Below are 22469 nucleotides of genomic sequence, written 5' to 3' on the forward strand. Positions count from 1 at the left end.
TGCCGGTTTTTCGGCGCCATCGTTAAGCGACGGCTACCGGAAACGATAAAAGGCCGGACATCGGTCCGGCCTTTGCCAATCTTGCTGCGCCAATCCGTGGCGGATTACTTGATGCGGGCCGCGCCGCCCGAAATTTCGACCGTTTCCGAGCCGGTCAGGGCTTCGAGGTCGCCATTGGGCAGGGTGACGAAGCAGCCGTTCGAGCAGAATTCCACAGTCTCGCCGGCGGCAAGCGTCAGCTCGCTCTTGGCGCCGCCTTCGGTCACGACCAGGGTCCGCGTCTGAGCGTCCCTGTTGATCGCGCTGGCGGCGAAAGCCGAACCGCCCAGGGCCAGCAAAGCGATGGCGGCAACGACAGACTTCCACATTGCAATTCCGGTGTTCGCACACCGCCTCTGTTCAAATTTGCAAGGCATTCTCGCCCTTTGCATCGAAGCTTATATGAGATGTTACCTGAACCGCAACTGAATGCCGCATTCATGCCACAATCGGTTTCGCCTCCGCGCCCCTGTTAATTTCGGCGGCCGGTCCGATATGATGCCGGGCGAAGCGAGGACGAGGCGAGCACAATGCCGGGCACATGGCTGGAAACGATCGGCGTCGAAGTCGAACATCGAAGAATCACGGCCGGCCTGAACTATTATGTGCCCGCTTCGCCCTATCATCGTCTCGGCATCCATGTCGGGCCGCCCGTTAACGCTTCGTGCCGCTGCGACGGCAGGCAGCTGCGGCGCGTCCAGGCGCATGGCGACATCGACATCGTGCCCGCCGGATTGGATGGCGACTGGGAGGACGACGCCGACTGCACCATCCTGCGCCTGTGGATCAATCCGGCTCTGGTCCGCCAAGCCGCCTGCGACCTGGACATGGATCCGGACCGGCTTGTCGTTGAACCGCAATTCCAGCGCCGCGATCCCAGGATCGAACATATCGCCTGGGCACTGGCTAGCGGCCTCAGCCCTGACCAGCCATCGGACCGGCTCTATTTCGAAAGCCTGGCAAGGGCACTGGCTGTGCAACTGGTTCAAAGCGCGTCCATGCGGCAGGTGCCGTCGGGACAGACGCTGTCATCCGGCCAGAAGCGCAGGTTGCGGGAATTCATCGAAGCCAACCTGGACCAGGATCTCTCGCTGGATGATCTGGCTGAGGTGGCAGCGATCAGCGTCTCGCATCTGAAGCCGCTGTTTCGCCGCAGCTTCGGCATGCCAGCGCACCAATTTGTCATTCACCGTCGCGTCGAACGCGCCCGCCTTTTGCTCGACCAGGGCAAGATACCGCTCAGCCAGATCGCGCTGGAGGCCGGCTTCGCTCATCAAAGCCACATGGCTCGCAGCATGAAGCGCGTTTTGGGCTTCACTCCTGCAGCGTTCGCTCGCCTGCGACGTTAAGCGGGCAATCCTTATCGTCCTTTTGTGCGTTTCGTCGTCCGTATCGGGGCGACCGATCCTCGCTGATCCGGCATCACTACTCCATGACAACAGGAGAGTGCAGATGTTCGTGATTCTCGGCGCCACTGGCAAAATTGGGCGTGCAACGATCAGCGCGCTCCGCCGACACAGCCTTCCGATCAGGGCGGTTGTTCGCAACGCGTCCAAGGCCGACGAGCTTCGCGCGCTGGGTTGCGACATAGCCTTCGCCGATCTCACGGATGGGCCGGCACTTGTGGAGGCAACAAAAGACGCGTCGGCGGTTCAGGTGATCTGCCCGACCCTCGTCCAGGCGGAAAATGCCTTGGCCGGGATGAAAGCCACGATCGATACGGTTGCCAGAGCGCTTGCACAAAACCGCCCGGCGCGTGTCCTGGCGATCTCCGATTATGGTGCGCAACTGCCGACCGGGACCGGCATCACGCTCGCCTTCCACCACCTGGAAGCGCAATTGAGAACGCTCCCCGGTTCGCTGACCTTCCTGCGCTCGGCCGAGCATATGCAGAACTGGGGACGCAGCTTGGGCCGGGCATTGCAGACCGGTGTCCTCGGCACCCTGCATCATCCCTTGTCCAAGTCCTTCCCCACCGTTGCGGCGGACGATGTCGGGCTGATTGCGGCCGACTTGCTGATGTCGGACAGCAGTGATGCGCCGCGCATTGTCCATGCCGAGGGACCTCGCCGCTATAGCGTGTTCGACGTAGCGGAGACATTGAGCGCGGCGACAGGTCGTGAAATCGTCGCCCGGGGGATGGCCCGCAAGGACTGGATTCCGACCCAGACCGCCGGCGGAATGAGCCCGAGCTACGCCGGGCTCGTCGCCGATCTCTTCGACGCGCACAACGCCGGCCGCATCGATGCCGAGCAAGGCGTTGGCGAAACAAGAAAGGGCAAGACCGAGCTTCACACGGTTCTGTCGGCACTCCTGCCGGCTGCGCAAAAAGCGGCCGGTCGATCTTAGCTCGGGTCCGGCTTGCGGCCCCTGCGCTTCATCTTGGCCAGCCGCTCCCGCTCGGCCGCGGCTTCCGCCTCCAGCCTCTCGCGCTCCGCGAATTCGGCCTCGATCTTGTCGTCGTCGATCGGCCAGGCCTCGTGCTTCTTCGTTTCGACCACGGCGCGAGGCGTCGAGGGTATCTCGATCCGCTCCCCCTCGAAGATATCGAAGATGGCGAAGCGGATGTCGTTCTGCACGACGCTGCCGTTCATGATGTCGGCGACGAACACGCGGATTTCGAATTCGAGCGCGGCCGCCCCGAAATTGGCGAAGAGAACGAATGGCTCGGGATTCTTCAGCACCATCGGATGGGCGCGCGCAATATCCATCAGGACGGCATGGACGCGTTTGACGTCGCTGCCATAGGCAACGCCGACCTTGATGTCGATGCGCCCGAGCTTGTTGCGATGCGTCCAGTTGCCGACCGCATTGTTGATGAGGTTCGAGTTGGGCAGGATCACCGCTTGCCGCTGGAAGGTCTCTATCTCGGTGGCGCGCACGCTGATCTTCCGCACCGTGCCGCTGACGTCGCCCGCGACGATCCAGTCGCCGACCTTGAACGGCCGCTCTGCAAGCAGGATCAGGCCCGAAACGAAATTCGACACGACATTCTGCAGGCCGAAGCCGATACCCAGCGAAAGCGCACCGGCAACCAGCGCGAGATTGGAAAGATCGATGCCCGCAGCCGAGATGCCCACCAGGCCGGCAACCGCCACGCCGGCATAGCCGACGCCGAGTCGGATCGAGTTGCGCACGCCGGCATCGACCTTGCCGCGCGCCATCACCGAGCCGTCCAGCCAGCCCTGGAACCAGCGCGTCAGGAAATAGCCGATGGCGAAGACGACGATGCCGCTGAGGATGCCGAGGAAGGAGATGGTCACCGAGCCGATCGCGACCCCTGTCGCCAGCTTGTAGGCCCAGGCCTCGATGTCGCCGGGCTGGAAGCCCCACATCAAAAGGATCAGCGGCAAGAACACCAGCACGATCATCAGGTTGATGGCGATGCTGACCACCAGGCCGAGCTGGTCGAGGGCGGTGTCCTCGTAGCTGGAGTTTTCTGAAAGCCATCGCCCGACCGAAGTGTCGGCGAAGCCGCCCTCCTCGCCGATCGCGCGTGCCGACAGGAAGCCGATATAGGCCGTCACCAGAACCGTGCCGGTCACCACGACCTGGAACGAGACGAAAAGCGCCAGGCCGATATAGCCGAGCAGTGCCGCCGCGATGGTGAACAGGCCGAGCCCGATGGCGATGAAACGAAGCCAGGTCGGCCAGGGGCGCCATGAGCCGTCGGCGGTCCTGAAAGGCCGCAGCAGCCCCATCAGGATGAGGATGACGCCGACGATGATGGCGGCGACAAAGCCCCTGGCGATCGTCAGCGAAAGCGGCGAACCCATCTTCTCGTTGACGACCGACAGGAAGTAATTGAACCCGAGCACCAGCGCCATGGCCGTCGTCAGCCCGACGAACCAGCGCGCGGGACCGGTCGCGACCGGGATCAGCCGCCAGTTGGGCAGGCGCGGTTCGAGCGCCGCGTTGGTCAGCCGGTTGACGCAGAACACCATGCCGATCACCGTCAGCAAGGCATTGAGGAACGTGCCGATATCGCCGCGCAGCACATTGTAATAGTTGAAGAAGAACACCGCCGAGGCGAAGAAGACGCCGAGCGCCAGGGTCGGCAGCAGCGTCGACCAGAACGCCACCGACAGCCGGCTGAGATAGGAAGGATCCTCGACGCTCGGGTCGGCCTCGAATATGCGGCCGAACAGGCGCCTGCCGCCGATCAACAGCACCGCCGCCAGCGCCAACGCCATCAGCGTCGCCGCGAGGATCGCCTGGAACTTGAACCTGACGGCGAAGCTCAGCCACGACGACACCGCCTTGTAGAGGCCCGAGAACTGGTCGTGCGCGTCGGAAAAGGCCTGCGGGCTCAGCGCGTCCGTCAGGTCGTAGTGCTTGGTGATGACGCTGCGGAAAAGCTCGCTGCGCATGACAGCGATCTTGTCGACCAGCCCGTTGACGCGGATCGATAGGTTTTGCGCGCTGGCGACGACCGCGTTGATCTGAGCCTTTTCCGAGGCGAGCGCGGCGCGCTCGTTGCTGACGATCACCGGCTCGGGGGGCTGCCCCTGCGCCGGTGGCGCGCCGAGCACCTCGACACGATTGTTGATGTCGGTAAGGCGCTGCCGGAATGCCAAGGCGCTGTTCAGCGCCGCCCGCGAGATATCCTCGAGCTGCAACCGGATGTCGACAAGCCCCGGATCGTCCTGGGCGGGGTCGCTCAGCTTCTTCTCCAGGCCGTCGGTCCTGGCCGTCAGGTCCTGGATGGCCTTGGTCTGGTCGGCGATGAGTTGTGACGAGCCATGGCCGATCGCTTGCGCCGACGCCTCCAGCGCCGGCTGCCCGAAGGCAGCGACGATGACGACCAGGATCAGGCGAAGCAGGCGGAAGAACATGACCTTGTTGGCGACTCGCGGCCGAAAAATCCTCGAAATTTCCGCTCTTGATAAAGACCGGCATATCGGGCGGCAAGCCATCCCCATCGCATCGGCGGGAGTCGGCCTGTCGAAAAGCGATGGCGCAATCTTGGCTTTGCGCTTCCCGCCTGCTCTATAGTCTGCCGCTCGCATCATAAGGACGATAGGAAGAATGGCGGAATATTCAGCCTTTTCGCTGCTCAAGAATGCGCTGACCGGCAACAAGGATTGGAAGCCCGCCTGGCGCAAGCCGGATCCCAAGGCTTCCTATGACGTGATCGTCATCGGCGGCGGCGGCCACGGCCTCTCGACCGCCTATTATCTTGCCAAAGAACACGGCATCACCAATGTCGCTGTGCTGGAAAAGGGCTGGCTCGGCTCAGGCAATGTCGGCCGCAACACCACGGCGGTGCGCTCCAACTATCTTTTGCCGCAGAACACCCGCTTCTACGAACATTCGATGAAGCTGTGGGAGAACCTTTCCCACGACCTCAACTACAACGTCATGTTCTCGCAGCGCGGCTGCCTCAACCTCGCGCATACGCCCGCCCAGCTCGACGATTATGCCAGGCGCGGCAACGCCATGCGCCATCTCGGCGTCGATGCCGAGCTGATGAGCGTCGACCGGATCAAGCGGCTTGTCCCGGCGCTGGACGTCTCGGGTTCGGCGCGCTTCCCGGTCCTTGGCGGGCTGATGCAGCCGCGCGCCGGCACCGCCCGGCACGATGCGGTCGCCTGGGGCTATGCGCGCGGCGCCGACCGGCGCGGCGTCGACATCATCGAGAATTGCGAGGTCACCGGCTTCCTGCGCGACGGCGGCCGCATCACCGGCGTCACGACGACGCGCGGCGAAATCCGCGCCAAAAAGGTCGCGCTTGCGGTTGCCGGCAGCACCGGCCAGGTCATGCAGCTTGCCGGCATTTCGCACATGCCGATCGAAAGCCACGTGCTGCAGGCCTTCGTCTCGGAATCGCTGAAACCCGTCGTCGACACCGTTCTCACCTTCGGCATGGGCCATTTCTACATCTCGCAGTCCGACAAGGGCGGCCTCGTCTATGGCGGCGATCTCGACGGCTACAACAGCTACGCGCAGCGCGGCAGCCTGCCGATCGTCGACGAGGTGATGAGCGAGATGGTGGCGCTGTTCCCGGGCCTGGCTCGGGTGCGCATGCTGCGCTCCTGGGGCGGGCTGTGCGACATGACGATGGACGGCTCGCCGATCATCGCCGCCGGTCCGCTGCCGGGCATGTATCTCAATTGCGGCTGGTGCTACGGCGGCTTCAAGGCGACGCCCGCCTCCGGCTGGTGCTTTGCCTACACCATTGCCAAGGACGAGCCGCACGAGTTCAACGCGCCCTTCACGCTCGACCGCTTCTATCGTGGCCTGATCATCGACGACAAAGGCCAGGGCGCGACGCCCAGATTGCACTAGGGTTTGGATTGAAAAATGTTGATCACCTGTCCCTATTGCGGCCCGCGCGACGTCATCGAATTCACCTATCAGGGCGACGGCAACCGCGAGCGGCCGCAGCCGGCCTCGCAGAACCTCGACGCCTGGAACGCCTATGTCTACGACCGGCTGAACCCGGCCGGCGATCACAACGAGATATGGCAGCATTCCGGCGGCTGCCGCGCGCATCTGAGGGTCGTGCGCAACACCATCACACACGAAATCCTGAGCACCGCCTTCGCCCGTGGCGGCCACAAATCCGCTGACAACAGGGCGGAGGGCCGCTCGTGAGCCCTCGCCGCACGGAGATCGGCGGCCGGATCGACCGGCTGCGCACCATCCGCTTCACCTTCGACGGCGCGCCTTACACCGGTCACGCCGGCGACACGCTGGCCTCGGCGCTGCTCGCCAACGGCGTGACGCTGTTCGGCCGCTCCTTCAAATATCACCGCCCGCGCGGCCTGCTTGCCGCCGGCGTCGAGGAGCCGAACGCGCTGGTTACGGTGCTGCGCGGCGAGGTGCGCGAGCCGAACATCGCGGCCACCATGGTCGAGATCTATGACGGGCTCGTCGCCGTCAGCCAGAACCGTACCCCCTCGCTCGCCTGGGACATAAGCGCGATCAACCAGCTCGGCGGCAAGATCCTGTCGGCTGGCTTCTACTACAAGACCTTCATGGGTCCGGTGATCGGCCCGCTGAAGGGCACGCGCTTCTGGATGTTCTGCGAGCATTTCATCCGTCGCGCAGCCGGCCTCGGCAAGGCCGGCACCGCGCCCGATCCGGCGCGCTACGAGCGCATGAACGCTTTTTGCGACGTGCTGATCGTCGGCTCCGGTCCGGCCGGCCTGATGGCGGCAAAGGCCGCCGCCGACCAGGGCGCCCGCGTCATCCTCGCCGATCTCGAAGCCAACTTCGGCGGCTCCGCCAACTGGTCGGGCGAAACCATCGACGGCATGCCTGCCGCCGACTGGGCCCTGCGCACCGTCGGGCAGCTCGAAGGCAACGACAATGTCCGCCTTTTGCCGCGCACGACGGTGTGGGGCTATTACGACGGCAACACGCTGGCCGCGCTCGAACGCGTGACCGATCATAAGGAAGTGGCCGCCAAGGGTGAGCCGCGCCAGCGCTACTGGGCGATCCGCGCAGGCACCGTGGTTCTCGCCACCGGCTCCTTCGAGCGGCCGCTGGTGTTCCCGGGCAACGACCGTCCCGGCGTCATGCTGGCGCATGCGGCGGAACGCTACGTCAATGAATATGGCGTGCTGCCGGGACAGCGCATCGCGCTCTTCACCAACAACGACAGCGCCTATCGATCGGCCGTTGCCTTCAAGAAGGCCGGCGCCGCTGTCGTTGCCATCGTCGATGTCCGAAGCGACGTCTCGAACGAAATGCGCCGGCTGGCGAGCGAGGCCGAGGCCGAACTGCTTGCCGCCCATGCCGTGATTGCGACCGAGGGCGGCAAGGGCCTCACCGGCCTCAAGGTGCAGCGCTTCGACGCCATGAGCGGTGCGCTGAGCGGCGACGAACGCAGCATCCATGCCGACAGCCTTCTGATGTCCGGCGGCTGGTCACCGACCATCCATCTTGCCAGCCAGGCCGGAGCGAAGGCCGAATGGGACCCGGCCCGGCAGGCCTTCCTGCCACCGAAGCCGACGCAGCGCTGGCCAAATCAGCAATGGGTTGGCGCAGGTGCCTTCACCGGCGGTTTTTCGACTGCTGAAGCCATCGCCGAAGGCCGCGCGGTCGGCCTTCAGGCGGCTGGCGGCGCAGTGTCATCCGCTCCCCTGCCCGTGGTCGAGGTCGCCCCCGGCGATCCCGATCCGGCGCCGGTCTTCGAGATCAAGGCCAAGGGCAAGAGCTTTGTCGACTTCCAGCACGATGTGACGGCCGAAGACGTGCGGCTGGCGCATCGCGAAGGCTTCGTCTCGGTCGAGCACCTGAAGCGCTACACCACGCTCGGGATGGCGACCGACCAGGGCAAGAACTCCAATGTGCCTGGCCTTGCGATCATGGCCGAGGCGCTCGGCAAGCCGATCCCCGAAGTCGGCACGACCCGCTTCCGCCCGCCTTACACGGCGGTGTCGATCGGCTCCTTGGCCGCCGAACGCTTCGGCGACCTCAAGCCCGAACGGCTGACGCCGATGCATGACTGGCACCTCGCCAATGGCGCGAGGATGTATTCGGCAGGCCTCTGGTACCGCCCGATGATCTACGGCCTTGCCGGCGAGACGGTCGAGCAGGCCTATGTCCGCGAAGCGAAAGCGACACGCGAAAGCGCCGGCATCGTCGACGTCTCGACGCTGGGCAAGATCGCGGTGCAGGGACCAGACGCGGCTGAACTCCTCGACCGCGTCTACACCAACATGTTTTCGACGCTCGCGGTCGGCAAGGCCCGTTACGGACTGATGCTGCGCGAGGACGGGCTTGCCTTCGACGACGGCACCACCTGGCGGCTCGGCGATCAGGAATTCCTGATGACCACCACCACCGCCAATGCCGGCAAGGTCATGCAGCATCTGGAATATTTCCTCGACGTCATCTGGCCGGAGCTGAAGGTCACTGTCACCTCCGTCACCGACGAATGGGCGGGCGCGGCGATCGGCGGACCGAACGCGCGCGCCATCCTTGCCTCCTGCGTCACCGGCACCGCCGTCGACAACGCCACCCTGCCCTTCATGGGCATCGTCCATGGCCGGATCGCCGGCATCCCGGTGATGATCTGCCGGCTGTCCTTCTCCGGCGAGATGGCGTTCGAGGTCTATTCCGGCGCCGGCTACGGCACCCACGTCTGGGAAGCACTGATCGAGGCCGGCAAGCCTTTCGGCCTTGTCACCTACGGGCTCGAGGCGCTGGGCACGATGCGCATCGAGAAGGGCCATGTCACCGGCGCCGAGATCGACGGCCGCACCACCGCGCGCGACCTCCATCTCGACTGGATGCTGTCGAAGAAGAAGCCCTTCATCGGCTCGGCCATGATGGACCGGGAAGGCCTGATCGGCTCCGACCGGCTGGAGCTGGTCGGGGTGATTGCGCTCGACAACCGAGCGCTCAATGGCGGCGGGCATATCGTCGAGGAACTGGACGAGGCCAATCCGCACGGATCGCTCGGTCACATCACCGCATGCTGCTATTCGCCGGCGCTGGGCAAATATATAGCCCTTGCGCTGGTCAAGGGCGGCAAGGCGCGTCACGGGACTCGCGCCTTCGTCTCCGACCCGCTGCGCAACCGGTTCGGGCCGATCGAGATCGTCTCCAACCACTTCTACGATCCGGACGGGAGCCGCATGCATGGCTGAGCAGCATTTGCCCGAACGCCAATCGCCGCTCGAGCCGGAGTATCATCCGGGTTCGCACGGCAATTTCGAACATGGCGTCGACGTCATCCTGTCCGAGACGCGGCCGGGCTCGATCCTGCAGCTCGCCGCATGGCCGGGCGAAGAGAAGCGTCTGATCGAAATTATCCGCAAGGTCGCTGGGCTCGCTCTGCCCGACGGCGCCGGCGGCGGCGTGAGCAGCGGCGCCCGCGCCGTTTTCGGCTTCGCGCCGGGGAAATTCACCGTGGTGGACGAGGCCGAAGGTTTGGCTCAGGCCTTTGCCGGATCGATCACGCCGGCGATCGGCACGCTCACCGACCTTTCGCATGGCCGCACCGCGATCCGTATCGCCGGCCCGAAGGCCGAATGGGTGATGGCGAAATTCTTTGCCATCGACTTCGCCTTGCCGGCCTTCCCGCTCGGCGCTGGACGTTCGACCAACCATCACGACGTCTTCGCGCAGATCCAGCGCAGCGGCGCCGACCAGTTCGATATCTACGTCTTCCGCTCCTTCGCGCGCTCGTTCTGGAAGGCTTTGTGCCACGCCTCGGAAGAAGTCGGCTACGAGGTGCAATAGGCGTGGTCTGCGTGCCGTTTACGCGTTTTGCTCAACCGTCCTCCAATCGGCGTTCTGCAGGACAACGCGATAGCCGTCGCAATCCTCAAAAGTGACGCCTTGCCTGTCCCAATAGGGATTGAAGGACGGGACCGTGGCATAGCCGTGGTCCTTCATGCGCCGCACGGCCGATTCCCAGGCGTCATGGTCCGGGAGATAGAAGACAACGAGATTGTCGGCGGTAGGCGCCCGGCCCGCATCGTGGTTGTGGGCGTGGGTAAATTCGAAATGGTAGGAGTCGCCGGGCTGCCCGAGCATGACACCGTCGAAGCCGTCATGGTTGTCGAAGCGAAACAGCTCCTGAAGACCGAGACCATCCCTGTAGAAGCGGACAACGGCCGCGAGGTCGTTGGTGGGCCGCGCCACGCGCAAGACGAGGTGAGGTTTCATTTGCCGTTTCCTTTTTCGGTCGAGTTCAGGTCGAGTTGAGCGGATGGCCGCGCAATGGAATTTGACCATTGTGTCACCACGAGTCCGGCGATGATGAGCACAAGTCCGGCGAAACGGACCGTGGTGATCGGCCAATGGGCAAAGCTCATCAGGGCGAAATGGTCGATGGCCGTCGAAGCCGCCATCTGGCCGGCTATGACTGCAACGATGAAGCTCGCCGCGCCGAGCTTCGGCGCGAGCAGCAATGCCGCGGTGATGTAGATCACGCCCACGGCACCGCCGATCCAAATCCACCATGGCCCCTCGAACGCCATTCTGAGGATGGAACCGGCACCCTGAAAACCGCCATGACGGGAACGATCAGCACCGCACTGACGCCAAGCGAAACCAGGGTCGCCCAGAGCGGATGACCGAGCAGACGGCCGAGCATCGCGTTCGCACCGGACTGGAAAGGGACCGCGGCCCCCGCCAGCAACGCGGAGACAAGAAAGGAAAGGGAACCGGGCATGAGATATCTCCATATCGATCATGCCGGGTTAGGCCATAATTGAGATTTATGGAAATTCCATAATCGCACAATTAATATGCACACCATGAATAATCTTGCCGGTGTCGATCTCAATCTCCTCGTCGTGCTGGAGGCCTTGCTTTCAGAACGGCACGTGTCGCGGGCGGCAATCCGGCTGAACAAGAGCCAGCCCGCCATCAGCCATGCCCTTGCCAGATTGCGTCACCTTCTCGACGACCCGTTGCTGGTCAGACGCCCGGGCGGCCTGGAACCGACGGCGCGCGCCATGGAAATCGCCCCCGCGCTCGCCGAGGCGCTCGATCGTATGCGGCACCTCCTTGCACCGGCCGGCTTCGACGCGGCGAAGGAACGCCGGACATTTCGTCTCGCCATGTCGGATTATGGTGCCGCGGTTATCCTGCCCGCCCTGCTGCCCCTCTTGCGCACCCAGGCGCCCTATGTCGACCTCGCCGTCAGCCAGGCGAGCCGCGAGGTGATGGTCTCGCAAGTCGTCGACGGCGAGATCGACCTCGCCTTTGGCGTCTTTCCCGGCCTGGACGCTTCCGTGCGCTCGCATCGGCTGTTCGACGAGCGCTTCGCCTGCCTCGCCGATGCGGCAAGCCTCGGCGGCGAGCTGAGGATGGACCTGCCCGCATATCTGGAACGGCCGCATGCTCTTGTCGACTTGCGACCGGACCGCCTCGGCGAGGTCGACAAGGCCCTGGTCGAACTGGGTCACAAGCGGCGGCTCTGCCTGATCATTCCACATTGGGGTGTCGCGCCGCGCTTGATCGTCGGCACCGACCTCGTGCTTACGGTCGCCAGCCGGATACTGCCGGCGCCCGGCAACGGGCTTTGCGTATTCAACCCACCTTTCGAGATTCCAGATTTCCAATTTACCCAGATCTGGCACAAGCGGCGCGATGGCGACCCCGCGCATCAATGGCTGCGCGCGCGCCTTCGACATCTGTTTGAGGACTGAGCGAGGTGTAAGGCCCGCCTGGCAGTGCCAGGATTGGTCCAGCCGGTATCTGGTACTATGGACCGCTACAACTGCTGCTTGAGCGTTGGGCCAGCAAGGACGATAGATAAAGAATCATCGGCGTTTGCCAGGGCAGACGTCCGCTCAGGCAACCAGTTCGACCATACCCTTCCCATGACGTTAGAGACTTCGGCGACGGCCACGACCCGCTTTGCTCCGGCGGGCGGTCCGTCAATGCTGTTGCCGGCGACCGTCGCCTGCGGCGTGTTCATGACCAGCCTCGACCAGAACGTCGTGGTCACCGCGCTGCCCGGCATCGGCGAGAGCCTCGATCGCCCGCCAAGCCAGCTTGGCCTGCTGATCACGGTCTACGTCGCGAGCCTCATCGTCACCATGCCGCTCGGCGGCTGGCTGGCCGACCGCTTCGGCCTGCGCAACGTCTATTGCTTCGCGCTGCTCGTCTTTGCCGGCGCTTCGGCCCTGTGCGGCCTTTCGGAAAACATCTGGATGCTGGTCGGCTCGCGCGCCCTGCAGGGCTGCGGCGGCGCGCTGATGGGCACGCTTGGTCAGGTCGTGATCCTGTCGAGCTTCCCGCGCGATCGCACGCTGAAGATCAACATGTATATCTCGCTGGCCGGCCAATCCGGGCCGCTGGTCGGCCCGCTCGTCGGCGGCGCGCTCACCACCTACGTTTCCTGGCGCTGGATCTTCTACATCAACATCCCGATCGCGCTGACCGCCGCAATGCTGGCCGCCTCCATGTTTCCCACGACGACCAAGCCGGTGCGCACGCCGTTCGATTTTCCGGGCTTCCTACTCGTCGGCAGCGGCATGGGGCTGCTGGTCTTCGGCATGGATTCGCTTGCCGCCAAGGATGCCGCGAATAGTCTCATCGGCATCGAGCTTGGCCTGGCGATCGTCATCCTGGCGGTTGCCGCCTTCTACTGCCTGCGCGCGCGCAACCCGCTGCTCGACCTCAATCTCTTGCGCATCCGCACCTTCCGCATCTCCTTCCTCACCGGCGGGGCGCTCGACACGATCGGCCTGAGCTCGGTGGTTTTCCTCTTGCCGCTGATGTTCCAGCTCGGCTTCGGCATGAGCGCGGTAGAGGCCGGATCGCTGACCTTCATCGCCGCGATCGGGTCGTTGACGATGCGCTTCTTCATGCCGCGCCTGTTGAACCGCTTCGGTTTCAAGCGCGTGCTGGTCACCAACACGCCGATCGTCGCCTTGCTGGTCGCGGGCTTTGCCCTGATGCAGGAGAGCCTGCCGGCCTGGATCGTTCTGGCCTATATCTTCGCCTTCGGCGTCTTCCGCTCGGTGCAATGGGCCTCGACCGGCAATCTTTCCTATTCGGACATCGCGCCGGAGCAGCTCGCGCGCTTCAGCGCGCTCTATTACATCCTGTGGCAGCTCGCGGTGGCGATCAGCGTCGGCTTCGCGGCGGCGCTCTTGTCGCTGCTTGCCGGCGGCGGCAAGGCCAACGTCAACGACTACCGCATCCTGTTCGTCATCGAGGGGCTGATCACGCTTTGCGCGCTGTCGGCCTATCTCAGGCTGACGCCGCAAGACGGCGCCCATGTCAGCGGCCACGGCGCGCACATGAGCACCGATTAGCCAACCGAGAAACTCGGCGTCATTATTCCGCGAAGCTTACCCAGTCCTCGAGCGGCGCGCGGTCGGTGCGGAATTCGTTCTCCGGCTTCGATGTGTCCTCGTAGCCCAGCGCCATGCCGCAGACGACGATCTCTTCGTCGGGAATATCGAGCACCGGCCTGATCTGACGGTGATAGGGCGCGAAGGCCGCCTGCGGACAGGTATGCAGCCCCCTGCCCCGCGCCGCCACCATGATGTTCTGCAGGAACATGCCGTAGTCGATCCACGACCCCTGGTTCAGTCTCCGGTCGATCGTGAAGATCATGCCGACCGGCGCGTCGAAGAAGATGAAGTTGCGGTCGTGCTGGGCGCGCATCCTGTCGACCTCGCGGCGGCCGATGCCCAGCACGCCATAGAGCCCGAAGCCGTTGGCGCGGCGGCGCGTGAGGTATGGTTCGAAGAACTGGTCGGGATAATAACGATATTCGTCCCACTCGGCCTTTTCGGCGCGGATGCCGGAATTAAGGATCGCGTCGCTGATGCGCTGCTTGACCTCGCCCTTGGTCACATAGACGCGCCAGGGCTGCATGTTGGTGCCGGACGGCGCGCGCGCGGCGACGGCGAGGATCGCGCGGATCGTGTCGTCATCGACCATATCGGGCAGGAAGGCGCGCACCGACCGGCGCGACATGATCGCCTCATCGACGATCTCCGCATCCGACGCGATCCGGATGTTCTTCTCAAGCATGGGTCGTCCCTTTCGGCATGGCCAGAAACCCGCAACCCGGTTTCCTTAACGACCATCCGCAGACTATAAGCTAAAACTGGTCCCCGACCGGACGCCCCACTCGCCGCTCGTGCGCGAGCCTTTGCATCAACCGCCGAAAACGCGCAAGCAAATCTTGTGGCCTATGAAAATCTCCTTGATTTTTTCATGATTTTACCCTCTCATGAAATTTATCCAGTTTTTTTCACGAGCAGCCTTTGACCCCGACCGCGACCAAATCGGAGCAGGACAATGGTGACCGGCTGCTCGCCGGCGACATCCGCGCGCTTCGCAAGGCGCGCGGCCTCATGCTCGCCGAAATCGCCCTCAAGCTCGGCCGGTCGGTCGGCTGGGTCAGCCAGGTCGAGCGCGGTCTTTCTATCCCCTCGCTCGGCGACCTCAGAGCATTCGCCAGCCTCTTCGACGTTCCGGTCAGCCTGTTCTTCAGCCATGATGTGCCTGTCGAAGAGGAACGCGGCGTGGTCGTGCGCGCCGGCAATCGCCGTTCGCTTGGCACAAGTGAATCCGGCCTGGTGGAGGAGCTTCTGTCGCCAGACCTCGGCGGTAGCTTCGAGATGCTGCGCTCGGTCTTCGCGCCGGGCGCGGAGCTGAAGACCGAAGCGCGCCGCCCGACGGAAGAAGCAGGCTACGTCGCATCGGGCACGTTCGAGATCGAGATCGACGGCGTCTGGCACCGTCTCGGCGAGGGCGATTCGTTCCGCTTCGAGGGCAAGCCGTTCCGCTGGCGCAATCCCGGCGCCGAGCCGGCTGTGGTCATCTGGGTGGTTTCGCCGCCGGTATACTGACAATGCATGTCACCCAAAAGTGCAAAGCGGTTTGGGATAACGACATGCATCAAAAACAAAAATCGAAGCGCGAAGCGCTGAGACTCTGGAGGAAGAAAATGGCCGGTTTGCCGACCACGGCACGCGTGGTGATCATCGGAGGCGGTGTCGTCGGCACCTCCTCGCTCTATCATCTCTGCAAGGCCGGCTGGACCGATTGCGTGCTTCTGGAAAAGAACGAGCTGACCTCCGGCTCGACCTGGCATGCCGCCGGCAACGTGCCGACCTTCTCCTCGTCATGGTCGCTGATGAACATGCAGCGCTACTCGACCGAACTCTATCGTGGGCTGGCCGAGGCGGTCGACTATCCGATGAACTACCACGTCACCGGCTCGCTCCGGCTTGCCCACAGCAGGGAGCGTATGCAGGAATTCCAGCGTGCCAAGGGCATGGGCCGCTACCAGGGCATGGACATCGACGTCGTCGGCCTCGACGAGATCAAGCGCCGCTACCCCTTCATCGAGACGCATGAGCTGAAGGGCGCGCTCTACGATCCGAGCGACGGCGACATCGACCCGGCGCAGCTGACCCAGGCGCTCGCCAAGGGCGCGCGCGACATGGGCGCGAAAATCATCCGCTTCTGCCCGGTCACCGGCGTGCGCCGCGAGAACGGCGGATGGGTAATCGCCACCCCGCAGGGCGAAATCCGCTGCGAGATCGTCATCAACGCGGCCGGCTACCGCGCCGCCGAGGTCGGAAAAATGTTCGGCCGCGAAGTGCCGATGATGGTGATGAGCCATCAGTACATATTGTTCGAGGAAATCCCCGAACTCGCCGCATGGTCGAAGGAACAAGGCAAGAAACTGCCGCTGCTGCGCGACGTCGATACGTCGTATTATCTGCGCCAGGAAAAGACCGGTATGAATCTCGGTCCCTATGAGCGCAATTGCCGCGCGCATTGGGCGACCCACAACGATCCGATGCCGGAGGATTTTTCCTTCCAGCTGTTCCCCGACGATCTCGACCGTCTCGAGCATTACCTCGCCGACGCCGTCGCCCGCGTGCCGATCCTCGGCACCGCCGGCCTCTCCAAGGTGATCAACGGACCGATCCCCTACGCGCCGGACGGCAACCCGCTGATCGGGCCGATGCCCGGCGTGCCGAACGCCTTCGAGGCCTGTGTCTTCACCTTCGGCATCGCGCAGGGTGGCGGCGCCGGCAAGGTGCTGGCCGAATGGGTCACCGAGGGCCAGACCGAATGGGACATGTGGTCCTGCGATCCGCGCCGCTTCACCAGCTTCGCCTCCGCGCCCGACTATTGCGTGGCCAAGGGCATGGAAATCTACGGCAACGAATACGCCATCCAGTTCCCGCGTCATGCCTGGCCGGAGGGGCGCAACCGCAAGCTTTCGCCGCTGCACGATCGCACCAAGGCGCTGGGCGGCCAGTTCGACGCCTATAATGGCTGGGAGCGCGCCACCTGGTATGCCGGGCCGGGCGACGACACGTCCGAGGAAGCGACGCTGACTTTCCGCCGCGACGGACCCTGGCAGCAGCGCGTGCGCGAGGAATGCCTGGCCGTGCGCGACGCCGCCGGCATCCTCGATTTGCCCGGTTTCTCGCGCTTCAACCTCGAAGGCCCCGGTGCGGCCGACTGGCTGGCAAGGCAGGTCACCGGCCTTGTGCCGAAGCCCGGCCGCATCGGCCTCGTCTATTTCGCCGACGACAAGGGCCGCATCGTCACCGAAATGTCGGTCGTACGCCATGGCGAGGACCAGATGACGCTGATCACCGCGGCGGTCGCGCAATGGCACGATTTCGAATGGCTGAAGTCGCGCATGCCCGTCGACGCGGCCTTCACGCTGACCGACTGCACGGAAGAATACTCGACCCAGATCCTCGCCGGTCCGAACTCGCGAAAAATCCTTGCCGAGGTCTGCGGAGCGGATCTGACGCTGCCCTGGCTGACGCATCAGGAAGCCACCATCGCTGGACGCTGGGCGAAGCTGGTGCGCGTCTCCTTCGCCGGCGAGCTAGGCTGGGAGATCCACACCAAGGTCGCGGACACGGCGACCGTCTTCGACGCCGTCTGGGCCGCAGGCCGGAAGCACGGGCTAAAGCCCTTCGGCATGTATGCGCTGGATTCGCTGCGGCTGGAAAAAGGCTACCGTGCCTGGAAAGGCGATCTGTCGACCGACTATTCGATCCTGCAGGGCGGCCTGGAGCGCTTCGTCAAATGGGATAAGCCCGATTTCCGCGGCAAGGCGGCTTTGCTCAATGAAAAGCAGCAGGGTGTGAAGAAGCGCTTCGTCACTTTGGTCGTCGAGAACCCGGGCGATTGCGACGCGCCCTATATGTCGACGCTCTGGCATGGCGGCAGCATCGTCGGCGAGACGACGTCGGGCGGCTGGGGCCACCGCGTCGGCAAATCGATTGCGCTTGGCATGCTGCGCGCCGATCTCACGCAACCGGGCACGGCGATCGAGGTCGAGATTTTTGGCGATCGCTTCAAGGCCATCGTCCAGAACGACGAGCCGCTATGGGATCCGAAGAACGAAAGATTGCGGGCATGACCTCAGTTATCCTCACCGACGGCGGCATGGGCCAGGAACTGGTCCGCCGCAGCAAATCCGAGCCGACGCCGCTGTGGTCGGCCAGGGTGCTGATCGACGAGCCGGACCTTGTGCGCGACCTGCATGCGGAATTCATCCGTGCCGGCGCCCGCGTCATCACCGTAAACACCTATTCGGCAACGCCGGAGCGCCTGGAGCGCGAGGGCGCCGAAGATTTGTTCAAGCCGTTGCAGAAGCGCGGTATCGAACTGGCGCGCCAGGCTCGCGACGAAGCAGGCGACACCGCCATCGCCGGTTGCCTGTCGCCTCTGTTCGGCAGCTACGCGCCGGCGCTGACCATCTCCTTGGAGGACACGCTCGATATCTATCGACGCATCGTCGCCGAGCAGGCCGACGGCGTCGATCTGTTCCTGTGCGAGACGATGGCCTCCGCCGAGGAGGCGCGTGCAGCGGTCACCGCGGCCTCTGAAAGCGGCAAGCCCGTATGGGTGTCCTGGACGCTCGCCGATCACGGCGCGCCGCGCCTGCGCAGCGGCGAAACCATTGCTGCCGCCGTCAACGCCCTCGACGACCTGCCGGTCGCGGCCCGGCTGCTCAACTGCTGCCGGCCCGAGGCCATCGCCGCCGCCTTGCCCGAACTCGTCGCCCTTGGCGGACCGGTCGGTGCCTATGCCAATGGTTTCACCTCGGTCGAGGCATTGAAGCATGGCGGGACGGTCGACGTGCTGCATGCTCGCCATGACCTCGATCCGCAAGCCTATGCGGACCAGGCCATCGGCTGGGTCGATGTCGGCGCCGGCATTGTCGGCGGCTGTTGCGAGGTCGGCCCCGCCCATATCGCCGCCCTGCGCGACAAGCTCACGCAGGCCGGCCACCAGATTTCGGGAGTCTTCTGATGCCAAAGCCGTCAAAGCGCATTACCGGTATCGTGCCTTCGGGCAAGGATGGCTGGGAAGTCCACTTCGCCGCCTGGACCCGTAGGCAGGCCGGCGAAGACATCATCGTGCTCTCGGTCGGCGACCATGACTTCGACACGCCGTCGGAAACGATCGAGGCTTGCGTGACCGCCGTGCGCGGCAGCAACCATCACTATACGCCGCTGCCTGGCCTGCCGCGCCTGCGCAAGGCGATGGCGGCGGCCTCCACCGCCTGCACCGGCGTCCTGACGGAACCCGACGAAGTCATCGCCACGGCCGGTGGCCAGGGGGCGCTTTATGCCGCCGTGCAGGGCATGCTCGATCCGGGCGACCACGCCATCGTCGTCGCGCCCTATTACGCCACCTACCCGAACACCTTCAGCGCCGCGGGCGCCAGTTTCACCGTGGTCGAGACGCCCGCCGAAGATGGGTTTCAACCCCGCGCCGACATGATCCGCGCCGCGGTCAAGCCCAACACCCGCGCCATCCTGATCAACACGCCGAACAACCCGACGGGCGCCGTCTATTCGCGCGAACGGCTCGAGCAACTGGCCGAAATCTGCAAGGAGCATGATCTCTGGCTGCTATCGGACGAGGTCTACTGGACGCTTGGCGGCGGCGAGCATATCTCGCCGCGTTCGCTGCCCGGCATGGCCGAGCGCACGCTGGTCATCAACTCGATGTCGAAGAGCCACGGCATGACCGGTTGGCGCATGGGCTGGCTGACCGGGCCGAAAGCGATGATCGCGCTGATGATCGACCTCAATCTGGTCACGACCTACGGTCTTCCGGCCTTCATCTCGATCGCCTGCGCCGAGGCGCTGGAGAACCACTATGGCGTGAAGGACATCGCCGAGCGCTACGCCGCGCGACGCACCGTCTTCCTCGACGCCATACGCGGCGCCAATGAAGTCACCGTGCGCGGCTCCGAAGGCGGCATGTACATCATGCTCGATGTCTCCGCCGTCGAACCCGACGACGAGAAATTCGCCTGGGCGCTGCTCGACAAGGAAAAGGTCGGCGTCATGCCCGGATCGAGCTTCGGCGAAGCTGCCGCCGGCCACATCCGCATCAGCCTTTGCCAGCCCGAGCCCATCCTCAAGGAAGCAGCGCTTCGCGTGCGCCGCTTAGCCTCAAACTATCGCCGCGAGGCCGCATGACCAAGACCGTTCCCAGGAAAGCCCGCGTCGTCATCATCGGCGGCGGCGTCTCCGGCTGCTCGGTCGCCTATCACCTGGCCAAGCTCGGCTGGACCGACATCGTGCTGCTCGAGCGCAAGCAGCTCACCAGCGGCACCACCTGGCATGCAGCCGGGCTGATCGGCCAATTGCGCGGCTCGCAGAACATGACGCGGCTGGCGAAATACTCGGCGGACCTCTACGTCAAGCTCGAAGCCGAGACCGAGGTCGGCACCGGCATGCGCCAGGTCGGCTCGATCACCGTCGCGCTGACCGAAGAGCGCAAGCACGAGATCTATCGGCAGGCATCGCTCGCCCGCGCCTTCGATGTCGACGTCCGCGAGATTTCGCCGAGCGAAGTCAAGGAGATGTACCCGCATCTCAACGTCTCGGACGTGGTCGGCGCCGTGCATTTGCCGCTCGACGGCCAGTGCGATCCGGCCAACATAGCCATGGCGCTGGCCAAGGGCGCGCGCCAGCGCGGTGCGACAATCATCGAGAACGTCAAGGTCACCAAGGTCCACACGAAGAACGGTCGCGTCTCCGGCGTCTCCTGGGCGCAGGGCGAAGAGCAAGGCACGATCGAGACCGACATCGTCGTCAACTGCGCCGGCATGTGGGCGCGCGAGCTTGGCCGGCAGAACGGCGTCACCATCCCGCTGCATGCCTGCGAGCATTTCTACCTCGTCACCGAGCCGATCCCCGGCCTGTCCCGCCTGCCGGTGCTGCGCGTGCCGGACGAGTGCGCCTACTACAAGGAGGACGCCGGCAAGATGATGCTCGGCGCCTTCGAGCCGGTGGCGAAGCCCTGGGGCATGGATGGCATCCGCGAGGATTTCTGCTTCGACCAGTTGCCCGAGGACATGGATCATTTCGAGCCGATCCTCGAAATGGGCGTCAACCGCATGCCGATGCTGGGCACCGCCGGCATCCACACCTTCTTCAACGGTCCGGAGAGTTTTACCCCCGACGATCGCTACTATCTCGGCGAGGCGCCGGAACTTGCCGGCTACTGGATGGCGACCGGCTACAATTCGATCGGCATCGTCTCCTCGGGCGGCGCCGGCATGGCGCTGGCGCTATGGATCAACGACGGCGAGGCGCCCTTCGACCTGTGGGAGGTCGACATCCGCCGCGCCCAGCCCTTCCAGAAGAACCGCCGCTATCTCAAGGAGCGCGTGTCGGAAACGCTCGGCCTGCTCTATGCCGACCATTTTCCCTACCGCCAGATGGCGACCTCGCGCGGCGTGCGTCGCTCGCCTCTGCATGAACATTTGAAGGCGCGCGGCGCCGTCTTCGGCGAGGTGGCGGGCTGGGAGCGTGCCAACTGGTTCGCCCGCGATGGCCAGGAGCGCGAATACCGCTATTCGTGGAAGCGGCAGAACTGGTTCGACAATCAGCGCGAAGAGCACCTGGCGGTGCGCAACGGCATCGGCCTGTTCGACATGACCTCCTTCGGCAAGATACGCGTCGAGGGCCGCGATGCCTGTACCTTCCTGCAGCGGCTCTGCGCCAACGACATGGACGTCGCGCCGGGCAAGATCGTCTACACGCAGATGCTCAACCAGCGCGGCGGCATCGAGAGCGACCTCACCGTGACGCGGCTGTCGGAGACGGCCTATTTCCTCGTCGTGCCGGGCGCCACCTTGCAGCGCGACCTTGCCTGGCTGCGCAAGCATGTCGCCGACGAATTCGTCGTCATCACCGACGTGACCGCCGCCGAAGCCGTCATCTGCCTGATGGGACCGGAAGCGCGAAACCTGATCCGGAAGGTCAGCCCGAACGATTTTTCCAACGAAGCCTATCCGTTCGGCACGTTCCAGGAGATCGAGATCGGCATGGGGCTGGCCCGCGCCCACCGCGTCACCTATGTCGGCGAGCTCGGCTGGGAACTCTACGTCTCGACGGAGCAGGCGGCCCATGTCTTCGAAGCGATCGCTGAAGCCGGCGCCGATGTTGGCCTGAAGCTTTGCGGCTTGCACACGCTCGATTCCTGCCGCATCGAAAAGGCCTTCCGCCATTTCGGCCACGACATCACCGACGAGGACAATGTGCTGGAGGCCGGACTGGGCTTTGCGGTGAAGACGAGCAAAGCCGGCTTCATCGGCCGCGATGCGGTGCTCAGGAAAAAGGAAGCCGGCCTGTCACGCCGGCTGGTGCAGTTCCGCCTGAAGGACCCGCAGCCCCTGCTCTTCCACAACGAGCCCATCCTGCGCGACGGCAAGATCGTCGGCCCGATCACGTCAGGCAATTACGGCCACCATCTCGGCGGCGCTATCGGGCTTGGCTATGTGCCTTGCCAGGGCGAGAGCGAGGCGGATGTGCTGGGCTCATCCTACGAGGTGGAGATCGCCGGCGAGCGCTTCGCCGCGGAGGCATCGCTGAAGCCGATGTATGATCCCAAGGCGGAACGGGTGAGAATGTAGCGCCTCCTCCTTCTCCCCTTGTGGGAGAAGGAGGATCGGCGCGCAAGCGCCGAGACGGTTGAGGGGTGTTCCA

Annotated in this window: 18 protein-coding genes and 1 pseudogene; 14 read left to right on the forward strand and 5 right to left on the reverse strand. The window is 64.5% G+C overall.

Going from position 1 to position 22469, the window contains the following annotated elements; genetic code table 11:
• Positions 1-104: 104 nt before the first annotated feature.
• Positions 105-368: a hypothetical protein gene (locus FJ956_RS16895; RefSeq protein WP_027167119.1), complete on the reverse strand. Its 264-nt coding sequence runs from the start codon at positions 366-368 to the stop codon at positions 105-107.
• A 201-nt stretch (positions 369-569) separates the two neighbouring features.
• On the opposite strand from FJ956_RS16895, the gene FJ956_RS16900 reads away from it, so the two are divergent.
• Positions 570-1388, forward strand: coding sequence for an AraC family transcriptional regulator (locus tag FJ956_RS16900; RefSeq protein ID WP_140678724.1), 819 nt, complete (start codon positions 570-572; stop codon positions 1386-1388).
• A 103-nt stretch (positions 1389-1491) separates the two neighbouring features.
• A complete protein-coding gene (locus FJ956_RS16905; protein WP_140678722.1) occupies positions 1492-2388 on the forward strand; it encodes an NAD(P)H-binding protein in 897 nt (298 codons plus the stop codon).
• Here FJ956_RS16905 and FJ956_RS16910 read toward each other — a convergent pair.
• On the reverse strand, positions 2385-4874 hold the full coding sequence (locus tag FJ956_RS16910) for a mechanosensitive ion channel family protein (protein ID WP_140678720.1): 2490 nt from the start codon (positions 4872-4874) through the stop codon (positions 2385-2387). The genes FJ956_RS16905 and FJ956_RS16910 overlap by 4 nt on opposite strands.
• Here FJ956_RS16910 and FJ956_RS30720 point away from each other — a divergent pair.
• Genes FJ956_RS30720 through FJ956_RS16930 form a run of 5 tightly spaced genes read left to right on the forward strand, consistent with a single transcriptional unit; the run spans position 4873 to position 10236 of the window.
• A complete protein-coding gene (locus FJ956_RS30720) occupies positions 4873-5034 on the forward strand; it encodes a hypothetical protein (protein WP_181170237.1) in 162 nt (53 codons plus the stop codon). The two genes, FJ956_RS16910 and FJ956_RS30720, sit on opposite strands and share 2 nt — an antisense overlap.
• A 33-nt stretch (positions 5035-5067) precedes the next feature.
• Positions 5068-6327 (forward strand): sarcosine oxidase subunit beta, encoded by a 1260-nt coding sequence (locus tag FJ956_RS16915; RefSeq protein ID WP_140678718.1) that lies wholly within the window; start codon positions 5068-5070, stop codon positions 6325-6327.
• Between the two features lie 15 nt (positions 6328-6342).
• On the forward strand, positions 6343-6636 hold the full coding sequence (locus FJ956_RS16920) for a sarcosine oxidase subunit delta (RefSeq protein WP_140678716.1): 294 nt from the start codon (positions 6343-6345) through the stop codon (positions 6634-6636).
• Positions 6633-9641: a sarcosine oxidase subunit alpha gene (locus FJ956_RS16925; protein ID WP_140678714.1), complete on the forward strand. Its 3009-nt coding sequence runs from the start codon at positions 6633-6635 to the stop codon at positions 9639-9641. The genes FJ956_RS16920 and FJ956_RS16925 overlap by 4 nt, the downstream gene beginning before the upstream one ends.
• Before the next feature lie 7 nt (positions 9642-9648).
• The gene (locus FJ956_RS16930; protein ID WP_140678812.1) at positions 9649-10236 is read left to right on the forward strand and encodes a sarcosine oxidase subunit gamma; all 588 of its coding nucleotides are present in this window, start codon (positions 9649-9651) and stop codon (positions 10234-10236) included.
• Between the two features lie 18 nt (positions 10237-10254).
• On the opposite strand, the gene FJ956_RS16935 is transcribed toward FJ956_RS16930, so the two are convergent.
• Positions 10255-10665, reverse strand: a complete 411-nt coding sequence (locus FJ956_RS16935) for a VOC family protein (protein ID WP_140678712.1) — start codon at positions 10663-10665, stop codon at positions 10255-10257.
• Between the two features lie 73 nt (positions 10666-10738).
• Positions 10739-11173, reverse strand: a pseudogene (locus tag FJ956_RS31110) (DMT family transporter).
• Positions 11174-11258: 85 nt separating this feature from the next.
• Here FJ956_RS31110 and FJ956_RS16945 point away from each other — a divergent pair.
• Together FJ956_RS16945 and FJ956_RS16950 are read left to right on the forward strand one after the other, a co-directional pair.
• Entirely contained in the window at positions 11259-12155 is an 897-nt protein-coding gene (locus FJ956_RS16945) for a LysR substrate-binding domain-containing protein (RefSeq protein WP_140678710.1), read from the forward strand.
• A 234-nt stretch (positions 12156-12389) separates the two neighbouring features.
• Positions 12390-13772, forward strand: a complete 1383-nt coding sequence (locus tag FJ956_RS16950; protein ID WP_246672099.1) for an MFS transporter — start codon at positions 12390-12392, stop codon at positions 13770-13772.
• Between the two features lie 22 nt (positions 13773-13794).
• Here the strand turns inward: FJ956_RS16950 and FJ956_RS16955 are convergent, their stop codons facing one another.
• A complete protein-coding gene (locus FJ956_RS16955; RefSeq protein ID WP_140678706.1) occupies positions 13795-14499 on the reverse strand; it encodes a nitroreductase in 705 nt (234 codons plus the stop codon).
• Between the two features lie 236 nt (positions 14500-14735).
• Here FJ956_RS16955 and FJ956_RS16960 point away from each other — a divergent pair, with 236 nt between their 5' ends.
• The 5 genes from FJ956_RS16960 to FJ956_RS16980 all read left to right on the forward strand — a co-directional run bounded on the left by FJ956_RS16960 (position 14736) and on the right by FJ956_RS16980 (position 22396).
• Positions 14736-15323 (forward strand): XRE family transcriptional regulator, encoded by a 588-nt coding sequence (locus FJ956_RS16960; RefSeq protein WP_281405620.1) that lies wholly within the window; start codon positions 14736-14738, stop codon positions 15321-15323.
• 98 nt (positions 15324-15421) lie between these two features.
• A complete protein-coding gene (locus FJ956_RS16965; protein ID WP_140678704.1) occupies positions 15422-17875 on the forward strand; it encodes an FAD-dependent oxidoreductase in 2454 nt (817 codons plus the stop codon).
• On the forward strand, positions 17872-18771 hold the full coding sequence (locus tag FJ956_RS16970; RefSeq protein WP_140678702.1) for a homocysteine S-methyltransferase family protein: 900 nt from the start codon (positions 17872-17874) through the stop codon (positions 18769-18771). The genes FJ956_RS16965 and FJ956_RS16970 overlap by 4 nt, the downstream gene beginning before the upstream one ends.
• Positions 18771-19952 (forward strand): pyridoxal phosphate-dependent aminotransferase, encoded by a 1182-nt coding sequence (locus FJ956_RS16975; protein ID WP_140678700.1) that lies wholly within the window; start codon positions 18771-18773, stop codon positions 19950-19952. Before FJ956_RS16970 ends, FJ956_RS16975 begins: the two co-directional genes overlap by 1 nt.
• Positions 19949-22396, forward strand: a complete 2448-nt coding sequence (locus tag FJ956_RS16980) for an FAD-dependent oxidoreductase (RefSeq protein ID WP_140781976.1) — start codon at positions 19949-19951, stop codon at positions 22394-22396. Before FJ956_RS16975 ends, FJ956_RS16980 begins: the two co-directional genes overlap by 4 nt.
• Positions 22397-22469 lie beyond the last annotated feature (73 nt).

This window comes from Mesorhizobium sp. B2-4-3, assembly GCF_006442815.1.
Lineage (GTDB): Bacteria > Pseudomonadota > Alphaproteobacteria > Rhizobiales > Rhizobiaceae > Mesorhizobium.

Coding starts and splice junctions, on each gene's coding strand:
- FJ956_RS30720 (WP_181170237.1), top strand. CDS start 4,873: ATGACCTTGTTGGCGACTCGCGGCCGAAAAATCCTCGAAATTTCCGCT.
- FJ956_RS16950 (WP_246672099.1), top strand. CDS start 12,390: ATGCTGTTGCCGGCGACCGTCGCCTGCGGCGTGTTCATGACCAGCCTC.
- FJ956_RS16970 (WP_140678702.1), top strand. CDS start 17,872: ATGACCTCAGTTATCCTCACCGACGGCGGCATGGGCCAGGAACTGGTC.
- FJ956_RS16975 (WP_140678700.1), top strand. CDS start 18,771: ATGCCAAAGCCGTCAAAGCGCATTACCGGTATCGTGCCTTCGGGCAAG.
- FJ956_RS16915 (WP_140678718.1), top strand. CDS start 5,068: ATGGCGGAATATTCAGCCTTTTCGCTGCTCAAGAATGCGCTGACCGGC.
- FJ956_RS16945 (WP_140678710.1), top strand. CDS start 11,259: ATGAATAATCTTGCCGGTGTCGATCTCAATCTCCTCGTCGTGCTGGAG.
- FJ956_RS16895 (WP_027167119.1), bottom strand. CDS start 368: ATGTGGAAGTCTGTCGTTGCCGCCATCGCTTTGCTGGCCCTGGGCGGT.
- FJ956_RS16910 (WP_140678720.1), bottom strand. CDS start 4,874: ATGTTCTTCCGCCTGCTTCGCCTGATCCTGGTCGTCATCGTCGCTGCC.
- FJ956_RS16980 (WP_140781976.1), top strand. CDS start 19,949: ATGACCAAGACCGTTCCCAGGAAAGCCCGCGTCGTCATCATCGGCGGC.
- FJ956_RS16900 (WP_140678724.1), top strand. CDS start 570: ATGCCGGGCACATGGCTGGAAACGATCGGCGTCGAAGTCGAACATCGA.
- FJ956_RS16965 (WP_140678704.1), top strand. CDS start 15,422: ATGGCCGGTTTGCCGACCACGGCACGCGTGGTGATCATCGGAGGCGGT.
- FJ956_RS16935 (WP_140678712.1), bottom strand. CDS start 10,665: ATGAAACCTCACCTCGTCTTGCGCGTGGCGCGGCCCACCAACGACCTC.
- FJ956_RS16955 (WP_140678706.1), bottom strand. CDS start 14,499: ATGCTTGAGAAGAACATCCGGATCGCGTCGGATGCGGAGATCGTCGAT.
- FJ956_RS16905 (WP_140678722.1), top strand. CDS start 1,492: ATGTTCGTGATTCTCGGCGCCACTGGCAAAATTGGGCGTGCAACGATC.
- FJ956_RS16920 (WP_140678716.1), top strand. CDS start 6,343: ATGTTGATCACCTGTCCCTATTGCGGCCCGCGCGACGTCATCGAATTC.